Consider the following 24,533-nt stretch of genomic DNA (forward strand, 5'->3'; position numbering starts at 1 on the left):
TGCTCCTTTTCTCACTCGCCGTCCGCGTTGTTGCCTTGCGCGCCGTTGGATTCCAAGGCTTTGGCCTGCTCGTCGGTCAGGTATCCGAACCATTTGCCGGCGGTGTTCATGTCCTTGTCTCCACGGCCAGAGATGTTGATGATCATGACCGGATGCTCATACCCTTTGGCCTTGAGGTCTGCAGCTGCCTTGTACGCGCCGGCCACTGCGTGGGAGCTTTCGATGGCAGGGATGATGCCTTCGGTTTCGCACAGATCCTTGAACGCGCTCATGGCTTCCTGATCAGTGGCCCAGGAATAGTTGACGCGGCCGATATCCTTGAGCCATGCATGTTCGGGGCCGACGGAGGCGTAATCCAAGCCTGCGGAGATGGAGTACGTGTCAAGGGTCTGGCCTTCGGGGTTTTCCAACAGATAGCTCTTGGCTCCTTGGAACATGCCCAGTTCACCGGTACCTGGCGCGAATCGAATGGCATGGCGACCGGATTCGGGCCCGTTACCGCCGGCCTCGTAACCGTACAGGTTCACTCGTTCGTCATCGAGGAAGGCGTTCATGATGCCGATGGCATTGGAGCCGCCGCCGACGCATGCGCAGATAGCATCGGGATGGTCGATGCCATACCAATCCTGCAGCTGCTGTTTCGCTTCCTCTCCGATGATCTTTTGGAAGTCGCGCACCATGGATGGGAACGGATGAGGTCCTGCGACCGTGCCGAGCAGATAATGGGTGTCTTTGACGTTGGTGACCCAGTCGCGCAGCGCCTCGTTGATGGCGTCCTTGAGGATGCGATCACCCAAGGTGACTTCGACGACCTCCGCGCCAAGCATGCGCATGCGGGCAACGTTCAGCGCCTGACGGCGGGCATCGATCTGTCCCATGTAGATGCGGCACTTGAGTCCCAGCATGGCACAGACCGTGGCAGTGGCCACACCATGCTGGCCTGCACCGGTTTCGGCGATCACACGGGTTTTGCCCATGCGCTTGACCAGTAGGGCCTGTCCAAGCGCGTTGTTGATCTTGTGGGCGCCGGTGTGGTTCAGGTCTTCACGCTTGAGGAACACACGGGCATCAAGACCGGTTTTCTCCTTGAGCCTCTGCGCGAAACGAGGCGCTTCAGTCAATGGGGACGGACGTCCAACATACTGCTGGTTCAACCGCGCCAATTCCTTATGGAATTCCGGATCGGCCTTGGCTTCCGTATACACGCGTTCAAGCTCGTCGAGCGCCGTGATCAGCGCTTCCGGAACATAGCGTCCGCCAAACTGTCCGAAATATGGTCCTTCATGGCTTGCCAACGGGGTCTGTTCGGATGCCTTCACTCTTGCTCCTGCCTTTACTAATCGTTCCACTGCCTGCTCATGGTTGGCCGCGGTGGCCACGCCTTCTCCCACCAGCACCGCATCCGCGCCGGCACGGGCGTAATCCTCAAGCTCAACCGAACCGAACACACCGGATTCCGCCACGCGAATCACATCGTCCGGCAAATCCGCGGCCAGTTCGTTGTACTTGTTCACATCCACCTTGAGGTCTTTAAGATTGCGGGCGTTGATGCCAATGACCTTGGCCCCGGCATTGATGGCCCGTTGAATCTCCTCACGGGTGTGTGTTTCCACCAGCACCGTCATATTGAGGCTATGCGCGAGATCGAGCAGCGACTTGAGCTTGACGTCGTCCAATGCGGCGACGATGAGCAGCACCAGATCGGCACCATGCGCACGTGCTTCCCAAATCTGATATTCGGTAACGATGAAATCCTTGCGCAGCACGGGAATCCTCACTGCGGCGCGCACCTTGTCGAAATCTTCAAGAGAGCCAAGGAACCGACGGCCTTCAGTCAGCACGGAAATCGCGCTTGCACCTCCCTGCTCGTATTCGCGGGCCAAAGCGGCCGGATCCGGAATATCGCTCAAATGGCCTTTGGATGGGGAGGCACGCTTGATCTCGGCGATGACCGGAATGCCATCCGCCTTTTTCAGCCACTGGCGCGCATCGATTGGCGCTGAAGCCTCGAACGCCATCCGCTTGACCTCAGCGAGCGGCACGTTGTTTTCTCTTGATCGCTGATCCTCGACGGCTCCCGCCACCAATTCATCGAGCACAGACATTACTGCTTCCTTTCACAACACAATTGAACGGTCAGAATGTGACTCACAACTGGCGAAGCTGCGCGGCGATCTGTACCGCTTCAACGCTGGCTTCGGCCTTGTTGCGAGTCTCCTGCCACTCACTGGCCGGCACGGAATCGAGGACGATTCCAGCTCCGGCCTGCACGCTCGCTTCATGGTCGCGAATGAATGCAGTTCGAATGGCGATGGCCATATCGAGGTTGCCTGAAAAATCAAAATAACCGACGGTGCCGCCGTAAATACCACGGTCGGCCGGCTCAAGTTCATCGATAATCTCGATGGCGCGCGGCTTCGGCGCTCCGGACAGCGTCCCCGCGGGGAAGGCGGAAGTGAACACGTCGAACGCCGTCATATGCGGATCGACCTGCCCGGTAACAGTTGAGCAGATGTGCATGATATGGCTGAACCGTTTGATGTCCATCAAGGAAACGACTTCGACGCTTTCCGGACGGCACACGCGGCTCAGATCGTTGCGGGCCAGATCGACCAGCATGATATGCTCGCTGCGTTCCTTCGGGTCTGCCAATAGTTCCTTGGCGAGACGTTCATCTTCCTCAGGAGTGGCGCCTCGTGGTCTGGAACCGGCGATTGGGAAAGACATGGCATGGCCGTTGTCCACCTTGATCAGTGTTTCCGGGCTGGAACCGATGACGTTGAAATCACGTCCTTGAGCATCGGTGAGTGCCATGAAATACATGTACGGGCTCGGATTGAGGGTACGCAGCACACGATACACATCAAACGGATCGGCGGGAGAATCAATATCCAGTCGCTGCGAAATGACCACTTGGAACACATCGCCATCGATGATATGGCGTTTGGCCTCTTCAACGGAACGTTCGTAATCGCTTTTCTCCGTGCGGAATCGCAGTTGGGGCTGGCCGACCGACTCGTCGAGCACATTGACCCGGGCTTCGTTTTCGACGGGTGCGGCAGCCTTGCGCTGCATATCATCCAGACGTGCCAGCGCTTCATCGTAGGCGGCATCGGCACGAGTCGGACGGTCATCGACATTCACAGCATTGGCAATCAGCCATACCGAGCCAGACACGTGGTCGACTACTGCGATGTCCGTGGCGAGAGCCAGAACGGTTTCCGGCTGTCCGGTCTCATTCGGGGCTTCGGCACGGAGCGTCGGTTCCCAATGTCGGATGGAATCCCATCCGACAGTACCAACGAGGCCACTGGTCAGATTCGGCAATCCCTCGACGTGCGGAGCCTTCAATGTCTTCAGCGCGGCATGTGCCACTTCGACAACATCACCGTCGGTGGGCACTCCGACAGGCACCTGTCCCAGCCAATCGGCTTTGCCGTTGTTCGAACGCAGCTGCGCTATGGAATGCACGCCGATGAAGCTGTATCGACTCCACGCTCCGCCAAATTCAGCCGATTCGAGGATGAACGTACCGGAACGGCCTCCTGCGAGACGCTCGTAGAAGCCGACTGGGGTCAATGAATCAGCCAGCAAACGACGTACGATGGGGATGACACGGTAGCCTTGGTCGGCCAATTCATGGAACTGCTCACGGCTTGGCCATGTAGCACCCCACTTGAGGGTCTGTACGCTGCATTCGCTCACCGCTGACCCTCCTGTTCTTTGGTTCGATGGCCCACGACCACAGGCAGCTGTCCGCCTTCTTCAAAACAGGAACGTTTGCCGGTATGGCAAGCCGCTCCCACTTGGTCAACTTCTACCAGAATGGCATCTCCATCGCAATCCAGCGCGAAGGACTTCACATACTGGGCATGTCCCGACGTATCGCCCTTACGCCAATACTCCTGCCTGGACCTCGACCAGAATGTGACGCGTCCGGTGGTGAGGGTACGTCTGATGGCTTCGTCGTTCATATAGCCGACCATCAGTACCTCTTTGGTATCGAACTGCTGGATGACGGCCGCGACCAAGCCTTTGTCATCGTGCTTGAGACGCTGTGCGATGCGCGGGTCGAGAGTGGTGGTGTTGTCGTATGCTTCGTTGGTCATGATGGTATTGCGATTCGTTGTTCAGTACTACAGGGTTGGTTTGCGTAGTTTCCGTGGTTCTATTCAGCGTACGGTGTATCCGGCTGCCTTGATGGCGTCTTTGACTTCACCAATGGTGACTTTGCCGTAATGGAAAATCGAGGCAGCGAGCACGGCATCGGCGCCCGCCTCGATTGCCGGCGGAAAATCCGAGGCTTTGCCGGCGCCGCCAGAAGCGATAATCGGGATTTTGACTTCCTTGCGGACAGCTTTGATCATCTCCAGATCGAAGCCTTGTTGGGTGCCATCGGCATCCATTGAATTAAGGAGAATCTCCCCCGCACCAAGTTCTTGGGCGCGCTTGACCCACCAAATGGCGTCAATGCCAGTGGATTTGCGCCCGCCCATGGTGGTGACTTCGAAACCTGACTGCGTATGTCGTTCTCCCTGTTCGCGACGTGCATCGACGGACAGCACAAGCACCTGATTGCCGAATCGTTCGGCGACACGACTGATGAGGGTAGGGTCATTGATGGCCGCGGTGTTGACGCCGACCTTATCCGCACCGCAACGAAGCAGGGAATCGACGTCTTCAGGGGTACGTACGCCGCCGCCGACAGTCAGTGGAATAAAAATCTGTTCGGCGGTGCGGCTCACCACATCGACCATGGTCTGCCTATGGGAGCTTGACGCCGTCACATCAAGGAACGTCAGTTCGTCCGCGCCCTGGCGGTAGTATTCCGCGGCGAGTTCGACCGGGTCTCCTGCATCGCGAAGATTCTCGAAATGCACGCCTTTGACCACTCGTCCCGCATCGACATCAAGACATGGAATGACTCGGACCGCCAGTGACATGCTGCTCTACTCCTTCACGCATAACGGTTGCAATGATTGCAAGAGTAACCGCAATACGTTACGTCGGTTCATGCGGATTCCGAGTAGCGGACAGAACCGGGCCTTTCGGAGGAATCAGTCACGTTCTTTGGCTGCAAGCTGTCCGCATGCGCCATCAATGTCCTGTCCTCTGGTATCACGCAGTGTGGCTGTGATGCCAGCGTTATGGAGAATCTCAAGGAATCTACGCTCGTCTTCTGGTTTGGACGCGGTCCACTTCGATCCCTCGATCGGATTGAGCGGAATCGGATTGACATGCGCCCAATCATCTCCATAGTGGTTCAGACGCTTCGCCAGCAATTTGGCATGTTCCGCCTGGTCGTTGATGCCGCGCATCAAGGCGTATTCGATGCTGACTCGCCGTTTGGAAGCCAGATAATAATCATGCGCAGCGTCGAGCACCTGTTTGGTGTTGAAACGCTTGTTCATGGGCACAAGTTCATCGCGCAATTCATCGCTCGGCGCGTGCAGGGATACTGCGAGACGTACTGGGATGCCTTCTTCGGCCAGTTTCCTGATGCCAGGCACCACGCCAACGGTGGAAACCGTGATGTTACGTGCGGAGATGCCGAAGCCTTCGGGAGGCATGGAACTAATTTGGCGGACTGCGCTCAAGACGGATTTATAGTTGCCCATTGGTTCGCCCATGCCCATGAACACGATGTTGCTCAGTCGTCCGGAGCCTCCGGCCACTTCACCGTCACGCATGGCCTTCGCGGCCACACGAACCTGCTCAACGATTTCACCTGCGGACATGTTCCTGGTCAGTCCCAGTTGTCCAGTGGCGCAGAATGGGCAACCCATGCCGCAGCCGACCTGGCTGGAAATGCAAAGCGTGGTTCTGGTGGGATAACGCATCAATACGGATTCGATCAGCGACCCATCAAACAGGCGCCACAACGTTTTGATGGTGGTGCCTCCATCGGCGACTTGGCGTGTCACCTCATGGATGAGTTCCGGGAAGAAAGCTTCAGCCGCGTCGGAGCGTCTTGCCGCCGGAAAATCGGAAAATTCTTCCGCATTGACATCGAAATGGCCATAGTAATGATTAGCCAGCTGTTTGACCCTGAATTTCGGCAATCCAAGTTCCTTGGCCTTACCGATACGTTCCTCTTCGGACATATCGGCGAAATGCAGTGGCGGCTTGCCACGGCGGGCATGGTCTTTCGACAGCACATCCCGGAAGGCGCCCGAAGTGCCTCCAGGAGTGATGCCTGTTTCCGGCTGATCATTCATGGAATTCACGGTTATTGGCCCTTTCTCACATTCCGGTGGCCCACAGGAGCACGCACACGAAAGGAGCGCACAGGAGGATGGAGTCGACACGATCCATCACTCCGCCATGACCTTTAAGCAGATGGCCCATATCCTTAATACCAATGTCACGCTTCAGCATGGAAGCGCATAGGTCGCCGAAGGTTCCGGCTATACCGATCATGAAACCAGCGACAATAGGCACCCACCATCGAACCGTCCAAACGGATGGCTCGTAAGTGCAAAACATCACCACAAAAGAACCGGCCATGGCAAACAAGATGGATCCTGCCAGGCCCTCCCATGATTTCTTCGGTGAGATACGGGGACTGAGTTTATGTTTGCCAAGCCATGCACCTGCAAACAGACCACCGGTGTCACTCAGCGCGGGCATGAAGACAAGCATGATGGCATGTGCCACCGGATGACCGTTGAACGTCAACGGCATGATCAGGCAGGAGGCAAGCAGCGGAATGTACAGAACGGTGAACATGGAGACTGCCACATGGCTCAGTCGGCTGTGGCGCACTTCACCCTGTTCATGATTGAACGACGATTCGAGACGAGCACCTGCATCGGTGTGCGACAGTTTGTCCGCCACGGCCAGGGAAAGCCGACTGCCGAACGTCACCTTGGCACTTGCGGCGATCGCTACAAGCAGCAAGGAGGCCAGTACACAGACCGTCATAGCCACAATATGATGCTTACTGTAGTAGGTGGCCAGCAAAGTCACCGCGGAACATGCCCACAGCGCCACCACGGGAATATGCAATCCCGCGGTGGCGAAATCGACGCGCAGCTCCCACAATGCGAGCACCATGAACAGCACGACAAGATAGACGAACAAATCAACGCTGATCAACAGGCATGCCAAGATGATGGCGATCAGGACGACCGCCGTGGCGATGGCCTGCGGCATGTTGCGTCCGGTTTTCTTGTTGATGGCGTTAATGGCCTCTTCGGCTTCTTTTTCGCGTTGCTCCTGTTTTTCCATCGTGGTCTCTCCTGTGGTACCGTGCGTCGATTGATGATTATGGAGATTCGAAGGAATCAGACCTCCATGATCTCCTTCTGCTTGGTTTCCAGCAGAGCGTCAAGCTCGTCGGTGGTCTGCTTGGTGACCTTGTCGAGTTCCTTGAGCAGACGATCGCCTTCGTCCTCGCCCATGTCGCCGTCTTTGATGGCCTTGTCAAGGGATTCCTTGGCCTTGCGACGAATGTTGCGCACCGCGACCTTGCCGTCTTCAGCCTTGCCCTTGGCAATCTTGACATATTCCTTGCGACGCTCTTCGGTCAGCTCCGGCATGGTCAGGCGAATGACGTTGCCGTCGCGACGGGGGCTGGCTCCGAGATCGGAATCACGAAGCGCCTTCTCCACGGCGTTGGCCTGGGACGCATCGAAAGGAGTGACCGCCAAGGTGCGCGGCTCCGGAACACCGATGGTGGCAACGGCCTTCAGCGGGGTCGGTGCGCCGTAATAGTCAACGGTGATGCCGTTAAGCAGCGCCGGATTCGCACGACCGGTGCGAATACCGGAGAAGTTCTCCTTGGTGGATTCCACGGACTTGGCCATCTGCGCCTTGGCCTGATCGACGATAGTTGCCATTGTTTGCTCCTTTAATATTGTTGGTTTAATCGATATTCGGCTTTGAATGTCGTCACTCGGCGAGGGTGGATTCCGCGGTGGAAACCATGGTGCCGATCTCCTCGCCCAGCAAAGCCTGGGTCACATTGCCGGCGCCCTCGAGTCCGAAGACACGGATACGCTGCTTGTTGTCCCGCGCCATGGAAAGCGCCGCAGCATCCATGACCGCAAGATTGTCGACCAATGCACGGTTATAGCTCAACGTGGCGAAGCGCTTGGCGTTCTCGTCTTTGCGCGGATCGGCAGTGTATACGCCGTCCACGCCGTTCTTGCCCATCAGCACCTCATCGCAGTGGATTTCCAGAGAACGCTGGATGGACACGGTGTCAGTGGAGAAATACGGCATGCCTGCTCCGGCGCCGAAAATCACCACGCGTCCCTTTTCCAGATGACGAATGGCCTTAAGCGGAATGTACGGCTCGGCGACCTGTCCCATGGTGATGGCGGTTTGCACGCGCGTGGCCTGTCCCTCCTGCTCGAGGAAATCCTGCAGAGCGAGGCAGTTCATCACCGTTCCCAGCATGCCCATATAGTCGCCGCGGGAACGATCGATGCCGGCCTGCTGCAGTTCGGCGCCACGGAAGAAGTTGCCGCCACCAACAACGATGGCGACCTGCACACCTTGCTTGACCGCGGGAACGATTTCCTCCGCAATACGACGAACGACGGTGGTGTCGATGCCGACTTTGCCTCCGCCGAATGCCTCTCCGGACAGCTTGAGCAGTACCCTGCGGGGATTGTCGCCAGTGTTTTCGCCAGTCATGAAATGCCTTTCTTACCCGAAAACCCATGAAATTTACCGTTTTCAAGACTATCGGCAAACACAGACACCAAAACACGATGGGGTTTAGTGCAAAAAAATGTCCGCAATCCTGTTGGATTGCGGACATTGGAGATATGCCAAGCCCACGTTCGAAAGCGTGAGCTCAATTCACATCAGATTCACTCGGCGTCGCCCTTGCCGACCTCCACACGAGCGAAGGAAAGCGCGGTTCCCCCGACTTCCTTGAACAGGTCGCCGACGGTCTTGGACGGATCCTTGACGTACGCCTGCTCAAGCAGCACGGTCTCCTTGTAGAATGCGCCGAGACGGCCTTCCACGATCTTCGGAGCGATCTTCTCGATCACGGCCTCCGGCTTGCCCTTGCTCTTGAGCTCCTCCGTGGTCTTCTCGGTGGCCACGCGACGCTCGGATTCCAGCACATCAGCCGGAACATCCTCGCGGGTCAGCCACTGGGCGCCCATCGCGGAAATCTGCAGAGCGGCCTCATGAGCCACAGCAGCGCCGGCTTCATCGGTGGCAATCATGGCCACGATGCTCGGCGGCATCTCAGCGGACTTCTTGTGGGCGTAGACCTCGACATGCGGACCCTCGACCTTGGCGAACTGGCCTACCTTGACGTGCTCACCGAACAGAGCAGCGGCTTCCTCGACGGCTTCCTTCACGGTGGTGTCACCGGAGGCTGCTGCCAGAACCTCATCCACGGAGGATGCTTCGGCCTTGACGGCGTCATCGAGCACGCTGCCGGCGAATTCCACGAACTTCGGGGTCTTGGCCACGAAGTCGGTCTCGGAGTTCAGCTCGACCGCATAGCCGGTCTGGCCGTTGGCGGATTCGACAACGGTGGAGGCGATGGTGCCTTCCTGAGCCTTGCGGCCTTCACGCTTGCCAGCGGCCTGGATGCCCTTGGCGCGGATGATTTCCTTGGCGCGAGCCACATCGCCTTCGGCTTCGGTCAGGGCCTTCTTGACGTCCATCATGCCGGCGCCGGTTTCCTCGCGCACCTGCTTGATCAGAGCTGCAGTGATTGCTGCCATTGATTTGTCTCCTCTGAAAATTTGGTGATGCCCCGATGATGGGAGGCATAGCACCTCCCATCATAGAGCATGGTCTCACTCGGCCTTGGTTTCGCCTTCAGCCTCAGCCGGGGCTTCAGCTGCCGGAGCGCCCTCGGTGAGGAGCTCCTTTTCCCAAGCAGCCATCGGCTGCTCGGCTTCGCCTTCGGCCTTGGCGGCCTTGCCGGAACGCTCCAGCAGACCTTCGGCCACTGCGTCAGCCATGAGGCTGGTCAGCAGTTCGATGCCGCGGATGGCGTCATCGTTGGCGGCGATCGGATACTCAACGGATTCCGGATCGGCGTTGGTGTCGACGATGGCGACAACCGGAATGCCCAGCTTGTGGGCTTCCTCGACGGCCAGAGCTTCCTTGTTCACATCGACCACGAACATGGCGGACGGGGTGCGGTTCATGTTGCGGATACCGCCCAGCTGCTTAGCCAGCTTGTCCTTCTCACGCTCGAGGAGCAGCAGCTCCTTCTTGGTCAGACCGGAGCCGTGCACGTCGGTGAAGTCCATTTCCTCAAGTTCCTTGAGGCGGGAGACGCGCTTGGACACGGTCTGGAAGTTGGTCAGCATGCCGCCGAGCCAACGCTCGGAGACATACGGCATGTTCACGCGGGTGGCCTGAGCGGAAACAGCTTCCTGAGCCTGCTTCTTGGTGCCGACGAACAGCACGGTGCCGTTGTGGGCAACAGTGGCCTTGATGAAGTCGTAGGCCTTGTCGATCATGTCGAGCGACTTGAACAGGTTGATGATGTGGATGCCGTTGCGCTGGGTGAGGATGAACTGCTTCATCTTCGGGTTCCAACGACGGGTCTGGTGGCCGAAGTGCAGGCCTGCCTTCAGCATGTCGCTCATAGTGATCTGAGCCATGGTATTGCTACCTCTTTCTTTGTCGGTTCTTGCCTGGTCATGCGTTCCTGCGTGCAGCCAATGCCTTGCAGGCATCAGCCGACCGACACAGGTCGTCGCGAGCATGACGCGAATTGGTTGCGCACCGGTTGACAATAATTGGGCGGTTTGAAGCACTCGCGGCAGCGCTTCTCACCAAATTGGCGCACAAATACTAAAAATACCATGGGGCCACGTCTTTCTGACGTGGCCCCATGGTTGAATCGTCGTTCGCTGTTTCGATCACTTGCGATGGGTGCGCATGTAACGCATCGCCTCGCGGCGTTCTTCCTTTTCCAGACGATCAAGATAGACGTGACCGTCCAAATGATCAGTCTCGTGCTGCAGCATGCGGCCCATGATGCCATGGCCTTCCAACACTACCGGCTTGCCGTCCAGATCAATGCCCCGCACGCGAGCATAATCGGCGCGACGAGTCTTGTACCACAATCCTGGAACGGAAAGGCAGCCTTCATCGCCATATTGCTCTCCGCTGGCCTCCTCCAACACCGGGTTAAGCACATAGCCGATTTTGCCGTCGATATTGTAGGAAAACGCACGCAGACTCACGCCGATTTGGTTGGCGGACAATCCGGCGCGTCCCGGGTCATCAACGGTATCCAACAAATCCTGCACCAGATGGCGCACCGCGGGCGTGATCTCCTTGATGGGATCGCATGGGGTGCGCAGCACTGGATCAGGTACGACTCGAATCTCACGGATTGCCAAAATTAACGCTCCTCGTTGTTCTTGGTTGCGGAAGGCTCGACGGACGGTGCCGTCTCGTCATCCGGTTCATCGGACTGCTTCTTGATTCTCTCCTGCATGGTATCAAATGCCTGCCGAACCTTCGGGCTGACGGATTCAGAAGCCTGCCGCATGCTTTCCGACGCCTGCTTGACGGTTTCGGTGGTGCGGTCGAGAATCTGGACGGTCTTCGGCAACGGCCTGTTGGAGGGTTTTGGCGCGTAAATCACGTTTTCGATGACGTCTGCGTAGCGCTGCAGCACCTTGGGACGAACAACTTTCAGGCTTGCCGTCAAGGTGCCGTCCTGTTGGTTGAATTCCTCATCGAGAATCTCGAATTTTCGTACGGATTCCGCACGGGAAACGTTCGCGTTGGCCTTTTCGACATACTGCTGCACGAAAGCGCGCACGGCATCGTTTTCCGCTACCTGCTTCATGGACATATCGGCATCAAGACCCTGCTGGGAAAGCCAAGAACGAGTCATATCAGGATCCAGTTCAATCAAAGCGCTGATGAACGGCTTGCCATCGCCAATGACCACAGCATGGGACACGATAGGACAGGTGTCGATGATGTCCTCCATCGGGGCGGGGCTGACGTTCTTGCCTCCGGCTGTGATGATGATGTCCTTCTTGCGGCCGGTGATATACACGAATCCATCATCGTCGATGGCCCCCAGATCGCCGGTCCTCAGCCAACCATCAGGCATTTTGACTTCAGCGGTCTTCTCAGGATTCTTGTAGTAGCCAAGAAAAACATTGGGGCCCATGACCTGCAGCTCGCCATCATCATCGGTGCGCACACCCATACCCGGCCCGGGCTTACCAACGGAACCGACGCGATTCGCATTTTGCCAGTTGACGATCATCGGAGCCGCGGTTTCCGTCATACCGTACCCCTGAATGAACGTGATGCCATCCATGCCATTGAAGAAGTGGGCAAGGTCGACGTTCAGCGGGGCGCCGCCGCATGCCAGATATTTCAGGTTCGGACCAAGCGCGGAACGAATGGACTTGCCGACGACGGACATGAAGAAGGAATGCTCGGCTCGGGCCACCATCGAATGATGTCCCCCGTCCTGCTCGTCCTTGGACCATTGCACGAAATGATCGAACGCCTTGGCGAAGACCCTGCCGCGAATACCCGCACCGGCCTTCTGCGAGGCAGCGTTGTACACTTTTTCGAACACACGTGGCACGCCAAGCAAATACGTCGGTTTGAAACTGCGCAGATCGGCGAGCAGATGCTTGGCTCCAGGCAGATAGCCGACCACGCCTTGTCCGCCAATCGCCACGTATTGGATATAGCGGGCGAAGCAGTGCGCCAACGGCAGGAACAGCATCAACCTGTTGGGCTGGTACAGCATCTCGTCAAGAATGATGTAGCCATTGAGCACGATATGCGTGAAGTTGCGATGGGACAGCATCGCACCCTTCGGACGTCCCGTGGAGCCCGATGTGTAAACGATGGTGAGCATGTCGTCCGCCTTGATCCGGGCAATGACCTGATCAAGGGTATCGTCATCGACGCCCTCTCCGAAATCGGCAACCGCGTCAAGACCGTCCGCTTTGAAATTGAACACGTAACGCAGCCCTTCATGCATGTCACGAATCTGTTCGAGCGTCTGCGTGTGGGCGGAATCTCCAGCGAAGGCAATAACCGGCTCCACCTCTTCCACGATGGAAGCGGCCTGCTTGGCCGAATCGGTTTCATAAATCGGAACGCTTACCGCGCCGATGGCCGCGCATGCGAAATCGACCACACCCCACTCGTAACAGGTGGGAGAGTAAATGACCACCATGCTTCCGGCTTTGACTCCAAGACCGATAAGGCCCTTCGCCACGGCGCGCACACGAGCGAGCATCTGGCCTGCCGTCACATCATGCCATTGCCGAGTCTCATCATCCTGCCATTGTGCGATAAGATCATCCGGATTCTTCTGCGCACGACGCGACAGCAACGCATATACCGTGTCATCATCCGTGGTGCTGTAGGCCGGCTCTGGTACAAATTCTCTCAACATGGTTCTCTATAGTAGTTCCCGTATGCTTAAGGCACGCTGAAAGCCCTTGGCATCGACTGCGAACATCGACGCCAAGGGCTTTTTGCAGATTCCTACCGTATCATCGCATCAATGCGATCACCCGAAATCAGCCAAGACGCACTTCCACGTGGAGCCTTTGAGCCTGAATGCGGTGTTGCATCTCAACCGCGTTTCGCCGATGTTGAGCAAAGCCGCACATTCGAATTTCGTGGTCGAAGTCAACCAGCCGTTAATGGCGGACACGTTGATGGGAAGCAGACCAATCTTGGCATATAGATTTGCGTCTTCCTTCATATAATGGCCTATTATGGAAGCTGCGATTTTAAGCCTACGCATACAGTCCTCCGTTAGAATACGCTCTACATGCGCCGGCTTTTGCCGACCACGGAAGATGTCGATGGCATCGCACGACATGCGCGCGCCCAATAACGCCAAGGAATAGGCTTGCTTCGCGTCCCACGGTGTGGAATCGGACCGGATAACATGGAAGGGCACCCGCATACCGGATAATTGTGTTTCCAAAAACCCATCATATGAAGGAAGCTTCTCGACGGATTTTCCTATGCACTGCAGCCATTGGCCATTGTTTTCCGCTTCTTTAAGACCGACATACGAATCAGGGTCTGACGGTGGGATTTCGTCAGGCTCATTGCCTTCTATCTCCTTGTCGTCTTCCGGCTCCCGCTCAGAGCCGGACTGCCATTCCGGAGGTGAAACGCCATCGTCAGATAAGTCGTCCATTGCCATGGATCCCTCATTTCTTTACCTATTTAATGTCATCCAACTCTCTTCACTGAGAAGGACCAAAAACATTAATACATAAAGACAATCCCCCCGTCAAGTCGACGGAGGGATTGTGGATAACTTTTTTATCCACAGGACGAAGCTATCTGATCAGTGGCTCGAAGCGACCGTAACCGGACAACGTTGGAAGCTCTTCAAATCGACATAACCGGTCGTGGCCATGGCTCTGCGAAGCGCCCCAACAAAATTGGTGGTTCCGTCGGCGTTATGGCTCGGGCCGAACATGACCTCCTGCAAGGAACCTACGGTGCCCACGTTAGTGCGGAATCCGCGCGGCAACGTCTGGTGGCGGGCCTCGGCGCCCCAATGCATGCCTTTGCCAGGAGCCTCGGAGGCGCGTGCCAGAGGCGAGCCCAGCATCACCGCATCGGCGCCCAGCGCGAATGCCTTGACGAAGCTGCCGGAATCACCCATACCGCCGTCGGCAATCACCTGCACATAGCGTCCGCCCGATTCGTCCATGTAATCGCGGCGGGCCTCGGCGACATCGGCGATGGCTGTGGCCATCGGCGCGTGCACTCCAATCGTGTTGCGGTTGGCGGATACCGCACCGCCACCGAAGCCGACAAGCACGCCAGCGGCTCCCGTGCGCATCAAATGCAACGCAGCCGTGTAGTTGGCCGCGCCGCCAACAATGACGGGGACATCCAGGTCATAGATGAATTTCTTAAGGTTCAGGGGCTCATGGTCCTTGGAGACATGCTCCGCCGACACCACGGTGCCACGAATGACAAACAGATCGACACCGGCCTCAAGCACGGTGGAATAATAATCCTGCGTACGCTGCGGAGACAGCGCGCCGGCTACGGTGACGCCGGCATCACGAATCTCATGCAGACGTTCGACGATGAGTTCCGGCTTGATCGGCTCAGCGTAAATCTGCTGGATGCGTTCGGTGGCCTTGTCCGCAGACAGCTGCGCGATTTCGTCCAGCAGCGGCTGGGGATCGTCATAGCGGGTCCACAATCCTTCTAGGTCAAGCACGCCAAGCGCGCCCATCTTGCCCATGGCGATGGCCGTGGCCGGGCTGGTCACGGAATCCATCGGGGCGCCGATGACCGGCACGTCGAATTCATAGGCGTCGACCTGCCAAGAGGTGGACACATCCTGAGGATCACGGGTACGACGGGAGGGAACGATGGAGACATCGTCCAGCGAATAGGCCAGACGGCCCTTCTTGCCCAAACCGATTTCAATTTCCTGAGACATGGTTTCAAGGCTAATGCTCAGCTATGACAGTGCCTTCGCGCGTGTCCCCACGGTTTTGGACATTTCCATACGGAATTAACACACATGTAATAAGACGGAACCCATCACCTTCAATTCCGACAGGGAGGACAAACCATGGCCAAAATCAAGGTCGAAGGCAAAGTCGTCGAACTCGACGGCGACGAGATGACCCGTGTCATCTGGAAAGACATCAAGAACCGTCTGATCCTGCCGTACCTCGACGTGGATTTGGATTATTACGATCTGGGCATCGAAAACCGCGACGCCACCGACGATCAGGTGACCGTCGACGCGGCGAAGGCCATCCAGCGCGAACATGTCGGCGTCAAATGCGCCACCATCACCCCGGACGAGGCGCGCGTCAAGGAGTTCGGCCTCAAGAAGATGTGGAAGTCCCCCAATGGTACCATCCGCAACATTCTCGGCGGCACCATCTTCCGCGAGCCAATCGTCATGAGCAATGTGCCTCGCCTGGTCCCGGGATGGACCAAGCCGATCGTCGTGGCACGTCACGCCTTCGGAGACCAGTACAAAGCCACTGATTTCAAGGTTCCGGGAGCCGGCACCCTCACCGTAACCTTCACTCCGGAAGACGGCTCCGAGCCGATTGAGCACGTCGTTTACAATTATGGCCCTGACGGCGGAGTTGCCCAGGTGCAATACAACGTGAACGATTCCATCCGAGGTTTCGCACGCGCCTGCTTCAACTATGGTCTGATGCGCGGCTATCCGGTGTACCTGTCCACCAAGAACACGATTCTCAAGGCGTACGACGGCCAGTTCAAGGATACGTTCGCCGAGGTGTTCGAAAACGAATACAAGGACAAGTACGAGGCGGCTGGCCTGACCTACGAGCACCGACTCATTGATGACATGGTGGCAAGCTCCCTCAAGTGGCATGGCGGCTATATCTGGGCTTGCAAGAACTACGATGGCGACGTGCAGTCGGATTCCGTCGCACAGGGATTCGGCTCCCTTGGCCTAATGACCTCCGTGCTGATGACTCCCGACGGGCAGACCGTCGAAGCCGAAGCCGCGCACGGCACCGTGACCCGCCATTATCGCCGTTGGCAGAAGGGTGAAAAGACCTCGACCAATCCGATCGCCTCCATCTTCGCATGGACCGGCGGTCTGAAGCATCGCGCCGACCTTGACAACACTCCGGAAGTCAAGCATTTCGCCGAAACTTTGGAGAAAGTCATCATCTCCACCGTCGAAGGCGGACAGATGACCAAGGATCTGGCCATGCTCATCGGACCGGACCAGCCTTGGCTCGATACCGAGGGTTTCATGAACGCCCTCGACGAGAATCTGGCAAAGGCTCTGGCAGAGTAATCTATCTGAGCTGTCGAAAGCCCGTATGCGCAATCACACACGCGTACGGGCTTTTTGACGTCCGGATATTACAATCGATGGTCAGTATAAGGAACGTCTATTCTTCCGCAAAGGACATGGCATGATTCTGCATCGCACAATCCCGGCGAAACGTCTGCTCGCTCTGCTGGCATCGGTCTGCATGGCAACAGCCATGGGGGCCTGCTCGCCCAACGGTGATTCGCAATCGCAGCAACAGCCGTCATCACAATCCAGCGCAACAGCCGATGCCGGCAATGTGGCGATTTTCGCTCCGACAGACAGCATCACCATCTCTCAACAGACGCCATTGAGCAAATGGGAAAAACTCGTTCCCGAAATCGTGTCCTCGTTGAAACGGACCGGTGTCAAAAGCGGCGACATCACCGTGAAAACCGCTTCGAACCTCGACAAACAAAGTCAAAGCGTCCAAGACTATGTGGTGAATCACATCAACGGGACCGAGCATTCGTCCACGAAAGCCAAAACCACCTTGGTGGTGGCGCCTGTCGCCGAGATGCCGGAATCCGACAGGCAATACGGCGACTATGCACGGCATGATATCACGTGGAACTCCGACGCGTCGGATGAGGACGAACAGGATTATGCGCAATCAGCGCAACGGCTGGTTTCGGCGTTGCAGCTTGCGCAGAATGAAGGAATGAAGGTCGTTCTGATCTCCAATACGCTTCAAGGGTATGCGCCGGACGTGTACGTGCCGATGACCACGGCCGAGCAGATTGGAGAACTGCAAGCCAAAGAGCTCGTCAACAAGCTCGAGCTCGACAAGGCATCGTCCGATGCCCCCAAGCAAATCGAGGTACTACTCCCCTACGACGCGGCCGACGGACATGATGCCAAAACGGACACGTCCTTCGCCCAGAACATGTTCAAAGGCATCTGGAAAGTGCTCGAACCGTATTTCAAGGACGGCAAAGCGGCATCTCCTTCCGAGACGCTCACCGCTTCGACCACCAAGGATGACTGGCGGTCCGTGGCATTCGATTCGTCAAAAGCCGAACAAATCAAATCGGTGCTTGCCGAACGTCTCGACGCGGACAAGGACGATTCGCACCCTGTCCACCTTGATGGCGTCATCTCCTGCAACGACTATGTGGCGAAGAACATCGCCGACGAGTTGGACAAACTCGGCTACACAGGTTCCTCAGCCGATATCAACCCTTCCATCTCAATCTCCGGCATCGTGGACAGCATCACGGGCAAAAAAGACCTGAAACGGCAGGCAGTGCCTGACCCTGCGAAGACGTCGTCATCGGATGACGACAGCGATTCCGATAACAAGGAAAACGCAAAATGGCCGATCATCACCGGCTATGGGGCCTATATCAGTTCCATGCCGAACATCGTCAACGGCAAGCAATGGATGACCGCCATGGAGAACCGCAAGGCGTTGGCCGATGACATCGCGCAGACATGCGTGCGACTGAACACTTCGGGCAAACTTTCCAAACTCGGTTTCATCCGTTCCGCAACGGTCGAGGGGAAGAAAATTACGACCATCCATGAGGAGACATTGGCGATCAGCGCCGACAATCTCAAGAAAACGCTGATTGAACCCGGCTACATTTCGCTGGCGGATGCGGGCCTATGATTCTTCCGGGATTCTTCCGGGATTCTTCCGGATATGGTGGGGGCCGATGGCATCACTCGGATGTCACCGGCCCCCACCATATTTCGAACATCATTCGGCGTGAGCCGCCGGCTTCCTCGGCACGTAGATGACCTTGTCGATCAACGTCCGGTAATGTTCAACCACTGCCTGCCTGCGGGCCTTCATGCTCGGCGTGACCAAACCGTTCTCCTCAGTGAACTCGTCGGGAACGATTTCGAACTTGCGGATTGATTCGGCACGTGAGGCGAGCTCATTGGCTTTGTTGACGGCACGCTCCACTTCCGCACGCACAATGGGATTCTTCGAGGCTTCATCCAAATCAGCGACCTGTTCCGCTCCCTTGGATTCCAGCCATAGGTTCGTCTCCGCCAAATCAAGGGAGATGATTGCGGCGATGAATGGCTTGCGATCGCCGATCATGACGCATTGGCTCACCACCGGCGAAGTCATGATGGATGCTTCCATCTCGCATGGGGAGACGTTCTTGCCGCCTGCGGTGATGATGAGATCCTTCTTACGCCCGACGATGGAAACGAAGCCGTCATCATCAATGGAGCCGAGATCACCGGTATGCAGCCATCCATCGACAATTTGCTGCTTGGTAACGTCAGGATTGTTGTGGTATCCGGCGCATACGGCAGGGCTCTTTATGCACAGCTCCCCTTCTTCGTCGACCCCCATGGTCACGCCTTGCAGAGGCAAGCCGATGGTGCCGATCTTGTAGCCTTCGGTCGGATTGACACTCGAGGGGGCGCACGTTTCGGTCATGCCGTAGCCTTCCAATAGCGACAGACCGACACCGTTGAAGAAATGCGCGATAGAGGAATCAAGCGGCGCTCCGCCGGAGACCGCATACTCGACGTGGCCGCCGAACACTTCCATGATTGACGAATACACCAGCTTGTTGTACAGGGCATGTTTTGCGTTCAGCGCGAGTGGAATGCTCCCACCGGACTGCTGAGCATGCGACCAATCGCATGCCGTCTGGGTGGCGTCAGCGAAAACACGTCCCTTGAAACCGGCTCCGGCCTTCTGCGAGGCCGCATTGTAGATCTTTTCGAAAATCCGCGGCACGGCGAGGATGAACGTCGGTTTGAACGCCTTGAAATCGGCGAGAATGGTCTTCAGATTGCTGGACAGACCGAGTGAAACGTTTCCGGCAAAGCAGAAGAACTGCATGTATCGGGCGAATACATGGGCGAGCGGCAGGAACAGCAGCAGTCGACGATTCGGTTTCATGGCGATGTCCGGCATGGAGTTGACGCCGGAATAGGTGATGAACACGAAATTGGCATGCGTCAGTTCAACGCCCTTCGGGGTGCCAGTGGATCCCGACGTATATACGATGGTGGCTAGATCGGAGCCTTTGACCGCTTGTTCACGTTCAAGGAATTCGGCGTCGGAGACCGCGCGGCCGTATTCGATGATCGTGTCAATTGCACCAAGTCCGATGACGTACACGTCGCCAAGATCCGGGCACTGATCACGGACGGATTCGATTTTGTCGCGCTGGAAATCATCCTCAGCGAACGCCATCTTGACATTGGCATCATTGAAAATCATCTTCACCTGCGCCGGCGAATTCGTTTCATAGACCGGAACGGTAAGGGCGCCGATGGACATGATGGCCACATCAAGCGCGGTCCACTGCCAGCAGGTATGCGCGATAATGGATACCGAATCTCCAGGCATTACGCCACGAGCGATAAGTCCTTTGGCGAGGGCGACGACCTTGTTTTTGAACTCCGCAGCGGTGAACGCCGCCCATTCGCCCTGAGCGTTCTTGTATTCGACAAGATTGTCGTCAGGAGTGCGTTCCACACGCTCCTCAAGTACTGAGAAGATGTTTTTGTCCGAGTCAATTCCCTGTTCCAAAGGGCGCGTGTATTCCTTGATCATAAGCTTCTCGCTCCTCGAAATCTAATGTACAGACAGCATCATAGCCGGAATACCGCACTTTTTCTTTAAGGCCACGACCCCAGGAACAACGACAACACCCGTGGATATGGCCGTTACAACGGTTTCAGTTCAACCCGCATCGACCTCACTCTGCCCGACGGATCCGCATAATCACGTCCTCCGCTCTTGAGGCCCCAATGCAGGCATCCATCGGCGCAATGTTCCGAGCCACCTTCAACACGAGCGAAACGCTCCCCCTTGGCGATGACGGCCCCGACCGGTCGCGTAGTGACCGCGGGTTCAAACGTCGACGTCAGGCTTCCTGTTTCCGCACCGTGGCGAAGCGTTACCACGGATTTGCCCGCCACTTTGCCACTGAAGGCGACCACACCATCCGCGGGCGCGATGATGGCGTCTTGCGGCCGTGCACGCAAATCCAAACCGCGATGCCCAGGCAACCATTGTTTAGCCGGCGCATCATATTCGCCGATTACTTGCGCGTGCTCCAAAGGCCACTGCATTGATGTGCGGCATGCCGCTTGTGCGACTTCATGCGCCACGTCATCAGCCGATTGCGCGTATGCCGACGCCGTAGGTTGCGCGCAGCATATCGTGAACGCGATATTCGCCAATACGCATACGGCCATCGCCGCGGCGCACCGGTGCCGGTTGCGCTTGTCAATGTCATCGGACATCTTATTGTGTCGAACACGACGACGGTATTCCCATTTGTTCATGAGGCCTCCTGTGGTCCGCGTCTCTATCGGGAATCGATATCATGGCACGTTCGAAGACCGCCCGTCGACTTGGAACGACCTTGTGGTCGGAGAACAACACTTATCCACAGATGCCGGGCGTGTCGCGCCATGACATGCCAAAACGCCACCGAACGTGGCATACGATGGGACGCATGAGTGACAACACTACGCAACGCAAGGCATTGCAGCAGTTGGAGAGCGAGCCGTCCGAGGAACGCATCGCCTACTACCGCAAGCCATTCATGGTGCTATGGGCCGCCATTCAGGAGGCTTCAAGCGAGCTGCAGGACGATTACACGCTTTCACCCGAATTGTCCCAGTTATGGGTTGGCGAGCAAATACGGCAGGTTTCGGATTCGCTAGTGGATCGGCTCGCGGAAATCGCCGTGGCGCATGGCGAGTCAAAATCGAATGTGGCACGTGCGGCCAACGCAAGTCCCGACAACGTCATACGTCGCTTCCCTCGACTCAAGGCTGATGCGGCACACGACCGCACACTCATTGACGACGTGCTCGATTCGTTGGAATAGCAGCGAAAAGTTCTTACGGAAACAAAAAAGCCCTTGGAAAACCAAGGGCTAAAAAGCTCCTGCGACTGGGCTTGAACCAGTGACCGTTCGATTAACAGTCGAATGCTCTGCCAACTGAGCTACGCAGGAATATGTTCCGGAGTACCCGAAACTGCGCTCCTGCGACTGGGCTTGAACCAGTGACCGTCCGATTAACAGTCGGATGCTCTGCCAACTGAGCTACGCAGGAATGTTCCCACCGGAAGACTTAGCTTCCGTGCACAAGTCACATATATTACACGAATCAGCCATTTACGCAAATCATACGTATCACAGCGTGTCGCAACGTCACCATTCAAGCTCTTCGATATCCATCGGATGCTCGTTGACCTCAATCGATGACACACGTCCATCATGCATGCGAATTACACGGTCCGCAATCGGCGCAATCGCAGAATTATGCGTCACGATCACCACTGTCGCGCCCTTCTTGCGGCTCATGTCCTGCAGAATGCGGAGCACTTGCTTGCCGGTGTTGTAGTCAAGCGCGCCGGTCGGTTCGTCACACAGCAGAATCTTCGGATTCTTCGCCACCGCTCGAGCGATCGCCACACGCTGCTGCTCGCCGCCCGACAACTGCGCGGGAAAATTGTCGACGCGGTCCGCAAGCCCTACGTCGGCGAGCGCCTGTCGGGCGTCTTGTGCGTCGGGAACGATTTGTGAGGCGAGTTCCACGTTTTCGCGTGCGGTGAGGTTGGCGACGAGGTTGTAGAACTGGAATACGAAGCCGATGTCGGTGCGGCGGTATGCGGTGAGTTGTTTGGGTGTGTAGTTGGAGATGTCTTTGCCGTCGATGATTACTTGTCCTGAGGTGTTGGTGTCCATGCCTCCTAGGATGTTGAGCACTGTTGATTTGCCTGCGCCGGATGCGCCGAGGATGATGGCGAGTTCGTCTTGTTCGATGGTGAAGGAGACGTTGTCGTTGGCGGTGATGGTGGTGGATCCCATGTGGTAGAGCTTGGTGCTGTTTTTCATTTCGATGTATGCCATGTTCCGCTCCGTTTTCTTGTTTGGCGTCCATGCCGTTTTTGTTTGTTGTTTTTAATATACGACTAAAGTGGTGTTTGTGGTTCCACGCCGAGGGGAAGGATTTTCCATGGATGTCTCCGATGATGCCGACCGTTTGCAGACGTTGTTGTATAGTTCCTATTCCGCCGATGTTGTCCGGCAGTTGGAGCGTCCTTTGTTGGATGATGGTGTGCCGTTGATGCGTATGGCTGCTTCTGCGGTGGCTCGTGTGACGTTGTCGTTGCTTGATGATGAGGATTTGGATGTTGAGGATGCGCGGGTCACGGTGTTGGCTGGCGCTGGGGACAATGGTGGCGATGGCTTGTATGCGGGGGCTGAGTTGGCGCGTGAGGGTGCGCAGGTTACCGCGGTTGCTGTTGGCCGTTCGTTGCATGAGGATGCGTTTAGGGAGTTTGTTCGTGCGGGTGGGCGTGTGTTGGTGTTGGATCCGGCGGCTGATATTCCTGGGTGCACGTCTGGTTTTTCCGCGGGTGAGGCTGGTGAGCGGCTGCAGGCTGCGGTCGAGTGTGCGCGGGGTGCGCATGTGGTGCTTGATGCTATGACGGGGATTGGCGTGGCCGGCGCGTTGCGTGGTGTCGCTGGCACGTTGGCTTCGTCTTTGGGTATGGATGGCGTGTTGCCGGACAAGCCTGCGTTGCCGAACAATGACCCTTCCGCTGATTTGCCGTTGGTGGTGGCCGTCGATGCGCCGTCGGGTGTGGGTGTTGATGATGGTTCGTTGCCGGGGCCGTATATTCCTGCGGATGTGACGGTGACGTTCGGTGCGATGAAGCCGTGTGCGATGGTGCCGCCGGCTTCGTATGCTTGCGGACGGATCACGTTGGTCGATTTCGGTTTCGATGTCGATGATGCTGTTCCGTTTGCCGAGATGACGGATGGCGATTTTGTGGCGGATTCGGTTCGTCTTCCGTCTCTTGCGGATGGCAAGTATTCGCGTGGGGTGGTTGGTTTGGTGACTGGTTCGGCGCGGTATCCGGGTGCTGCCGTGTTGTCGGCGAGGGCCGCGGCGTGCGCGAATGTGGGCATGGTGCGTTATCTGGGGCCGCAGCGTGCGCAGGATATGATATTGGCCGTGTTGCCGGAGGCTGTGTTGGGCAAGGGCCGGGTGCAGTCGTGGGTGGTTGGATCCGGCGTGCCCGCCGAGGGTGACGTTGCTTCCGGTGATGACATGCAGCGTGCGACCATTGCCGCGCTGCTGGATCATTACGCGTTGGAGGATGGCGATGGCTCGCGGAACGAGCGGGCGGAGGGCATGCCTCCCATTGTGGTTGATGCCGGCGCGTTGGATTTGCTGCCGTGCCATGTTGTGCCGCAGGTCGTTATCACTCCGCATGCCGGCGAATTGGCCGCATTGCTGAATCGGTTGGATGCCGATATGGCTGATGTTGTTTCCAGGCAGTGGGTGGAGGCCCGGCCATTGCGGGCGGCGTTGCGCGCGCATGAGCTTACGGGGGCCACGGTGCTGCTTAAGGGCGCGGTCACCATTGTGGTTGGAGCTGATGGAGATGGGAACACGCGGATCATCCTGTCCGGGCGCGCGCCTGCCTGGATGGCCACCGCCGGTTCGGGCGATGTGCTGGCCGGCGTGTTGGGCGCGTTGCTGGCGCAGCAGGACGACATGCTGTCCGACGATCCGGCTTTGGTTCCGGAGGTCGCCGCGGCCGCCGCGTATATGCATGGGCTTGCCGGCGCGATGGCCAGCGGGTCGGAGCAGCGCGGATGGCATCGTCCGCATCTGTATGGGCATGCGGGCAAGACTCCGGCGAGCGCGATCGGGCATCCGATTGTTGCCGGTGATGTCGTCGCGGCTGTTCCCCGGGCTTTTGGCGAGCTGCTCCGCTGACCGTTTCGTGGAG

At 57.3% G+C, this 24,533-nt stretch carries 21 protein-coding genes and 2 tRNA genes; 4 read left to right on the plus strand and 19 right to left on the minus strand.

Annotated elements, in window-relative coordinates:
* Positions 1–11: 11 nt before the first annotated feature.
* The 14 genes from OGI63_RS05960 to OGI63_RS06025 form a co-directional block, all read right to left on the minus strand.
* Positions 12–2,105, minus strand: a complete 2,094-nt coding sequence (locus OGI63_RS05960; protein WP_011743171.1) for a bifunctional indole-3-glycerol phosphate synthase/tryptophan synthase subunit beta — start codon at positions 2,103–2,105, stop codon at positions 12–14.
* A gap of 43 nt (positions 2,106–2,148) precedes the next feature.
* On the minus strand, positions 2,149–3,705 hold the full coding sequence (trpE, locus tag OGI63_RS05965; protein WP_011743170.1) for an anthranilate synthase component I: 1,557 nt from the start codon (positions 3,703–3,705) through the stop codon (positions 2,149–2,151).
* Positions 3,702–4,109 (minus strand): phosphoribosyl-AMP cyclohydrolase, encoded by a 408-nt coding sequence (gene hisI / locus OGI63_RS05970; protein WP_003809316.1) that lies wholly within the window; start codon positions 4,107–4,109, stop codon positions 3,702–3,704. Before hisI ends, trpE begins: the two co-directional genes overlap by 4 nt.
* A gap of 63 nt (positions 4,110–4,172) precedes the next feature.
* Positions 4,173–4,943, minus strand: coding sequence for an imidazole glycerol phosphate synthase subunit HisF (gene hisF / locus OGI63_RS05975; protein ID WP_003809320.1), 771 nt, complete (start codon positions 4,941–4,943; stop codon positions 4,173–4,175).
* A 114-nt stretch (positions 4,944–5,057) separates the two neighbouring features.
* A complete protein-coding gene (gene rlmN, locus OGI63_RS05980; RefSeq protein WP_003809321.1) occupies positions 5,058–6,218 on the minus strand; it encodes a 23S rRNA (adenine(2503)-C(2))-methyltransferase RlmN in 1,161 nt (386 codons plus the stop codon).
* A 25-nt stretch (positions 6,219–6,243) separates the two neighbouring features.
* On the minus strand, positions 6,244–7,230 hold the full coding sequence (locus OGI63_RS05985) for a phosphatidate cytidylyltransferase (RefSeq protein ID WP_033499459.1): 987 nt from the start codon (positions 7,228–7,230) through the stop codon (positions 6,244–6,246).
* Between the two features lie 56 nt (positions 7,231–7,286).
* Complete coding sequence (gene frr, locus OGI63_RS05990; RefSeq protein WP_003809323.1) at positions 7,287–7,841, minus strand: ribosome recycling factor; 555 nt, start codon at positions 7,839–7,841, stop codon at positions 7,287–7,289.
* Positions 7,842–7,893: 52 nt separating this feature from the next.
* Entirely contained in the window at positions 7,894–8,643 is a 750-nt protein-coding gene (gene pyrH / locus OGI63_RS05995) for a UMP kinase (RefSeq protein WP_003809324.1), read from the minus strand.
* 179 nt (positions 8,644–8,822) lie between these two features.
* Entirely contained in the window at positions 8,823–9,698 is an 876-nt protein-coding gene (gene tsf, locus OGI63_RS06000; RefSeq protein WP_003809325.1) for a translation elongation factor Ts, read from the minus strand.
* Between the two features lie 75 nt (positions 9,699–9,773).
* Positions 9,774–10,592, minus strand: a complete 819-nt coding sequence (gene rpsB, locus OGI63_RS06005; protein ID WP_003809326.1) for a 30S ribosomal protein S2 — start codon at positions 10,590–10,592, stop codon at positions 9,774–9,776.
* 261 nt (positions 10,593–10,853) lie between these two features.
* The gene (locus tag OGI63_RS06010; RefSeq protein WP_041777301.1) at positions 10,854–11,339 is read right to left on the minus strand and encodes a peptide deformylase; all 486 of its coding nucleotides are present in this window, start codon (positions 11,337–11,339) and stop codon (positions 10,854–10,856) included.
* Positions 11,340–11,341: 2 nt separating this feature from the next.
* Positions 11,342–13,381, minus strand: a complete 2,040-nt coding sequence (locus tag OGI63_RS06015) for an AMP-dependent synthetase/ligase (RefSeq protein WP_011743166.1) — start codon at positions 13,379–13,381, stop codon at positions 11,342–11,344.
* Positions 13,382–13,498: 117 nt separating this feature from the next.
* On the minus strand, positions 13,499–14,149 hold the full coding sequence (locus tag OGI63_RS06020) for a hypothetical protein (protein ID WP_003809333.1): 651 nt from the start codon (positions 14,147–14,149) through the stop codon (positions 13,499–13,501).
* Positions 14,150–14,296: 147 nt separating this feature from the next.
* Complete coding sequence (locus OGI63_RS06025; protein WP_021913294.1) at positions 14,297–15,415, minus strand: GuaB3 family IMP dehydrogenase-related protein; 1,119 nt, start codon at positions 15,413–15,415, stop codon at positions 14,297–14,299.
* 135 nt (positions 15,416–15,550) lie between these two features.
* Here OGI63_RS06025 and OGI63_RS06030 point away from each other — a divergent pair, with 135 nt between their 5' ends.
* Positions 15,551–16,771: an NADP-dependent isocitrate dehydrogenase gene (locus tag OGI63_RS06030; RefSeq protein ID WP_003809335.1), complete on the plus strand. Its 1,221-nt coding sequence runs from the start codon at positions 15,551–15,553 to the stop codon at positions 16,769–16,771.
* A gap of 121 nt (positions 16,772–16,892) precedes the next feature.
* Positions 16,893–18,401 carry a substrate-binding domain-containing protein gene (locus OGI63_RS06035; protein WP_011743164.1) on the plus strand — a complete coding sequence of 503 codons (1,509 nt, stop codon included), beginning with the start codon at positions 16,893–16,895 and terminating at the stop codon, positions 18,399–18,401.
* Between the two features lie 90 nt (positions 18,402–18,491).
* On the opposite strand, the gene OGI63_RS06040 is transcribed toward OGI63_RS06035, so the two are convergent.
* Both OGI63_RS06040 and OGI63_RS06045 read right to left on the minus strand, forming a co-directional pair.
* Positions 18,492–20,321 carry an AMP-dependent synthetase/ligase gene (locus OGI63_RS06040; RefSeq protein ID WP_011743163.1) on the minus strand — a complete coding sequence of 610 codons (1,830 nt, stop codon included), beginning with the start codon at positions 20,319–20,321 and terminating at the stop codon, positions 18,492–18,494.
* 113 nt (positions 20,322–20,434) lie between these two features.
* Complete coding sequence (locus tag OGI63_RS06045) at positions 20,435–21,058, minus strand: M23 family metallopeptidase (RefSeq protein WP_011743162.1); 624 nt, start codon at positions 21,056–21,058, stop codon at positions 20,435–20,437.
* A 173-nt stretch (positions 21,059–21,231) separates the two neighbouring features.
* On the opposite strand from OGI63_RS06045, the gene OGI63_RS06050 reads away from it, so the two are divergent.
* Positions 21,232–21,609, plus strand: coding sequence for a hypothetical protein (locus tag OGI63_RS06050; protein ID WP_003809340.1), 378 nt, complete (start codon positions 21,232–21,234; stop codon positions 21,607–21,609).
* A gap of 56 nt (positions 21,610–21,665) precedes the next feature.
* On the opposite strand, the gene OGI63_RS06055 is transcribed toward OGI63_RS06050, so the two are convergent.
* The 3 genes from OGI63_RS06055 to OGI63_RS06065 form a co-directional block, all read right to left on the minus strand.
* Positions 21,666–21,738, minus strand: a tRNA-Asn gene (locus OGI63_RS06055).
* A 27-nt stretch (positions 21,739–21,765) separates the two neighbouring features.
* Positions 21,766–21,838 (minus strand) — tRNA-Asn (locus tag OGI63_RS06060).
* Between the two features lie 98 nt (positions 21,839–21,936).
* Positions 21,937–22,638 carry an ABC transporter ATP-binding protein gene (locus tag OGI63_RS06065; RefSeq protein WP_011743161.1) on the minus strand — a complete coding sequence of 234 codons (702 nt, stop codon included), beginning with the start codon at positions 22,636–22,638 and terminating at the stop codon, positions 21,937–21,939.
* Positions 22,639–22,744: 106 nt separating this feature from the next.
* Here OGI63_RS06065 and OGI63_RS06070 point away from each other — a divergent pair, with 106 nt between their 5' ends.
* On the plus strand, positions 22,745–24,520 hold the full coding sequence (locus tag OGI63_RS06070; protein WP_011743160.1) for a bifunctional ADP-dependent NAD(P)H-hydrate dehydratase/NAD(P)H-hydrate epimerase: 1,776 nt from the start codon (positions 22,745–22,747) through the stop codon (positions 24,518–24,520).
* Positions 24,521–24,533 lie beyond the last annotated feature (13 nt).

The organism is Bifidobacterium sp. KRGSERBCFTRI (genome assembly GCF_025908335.1).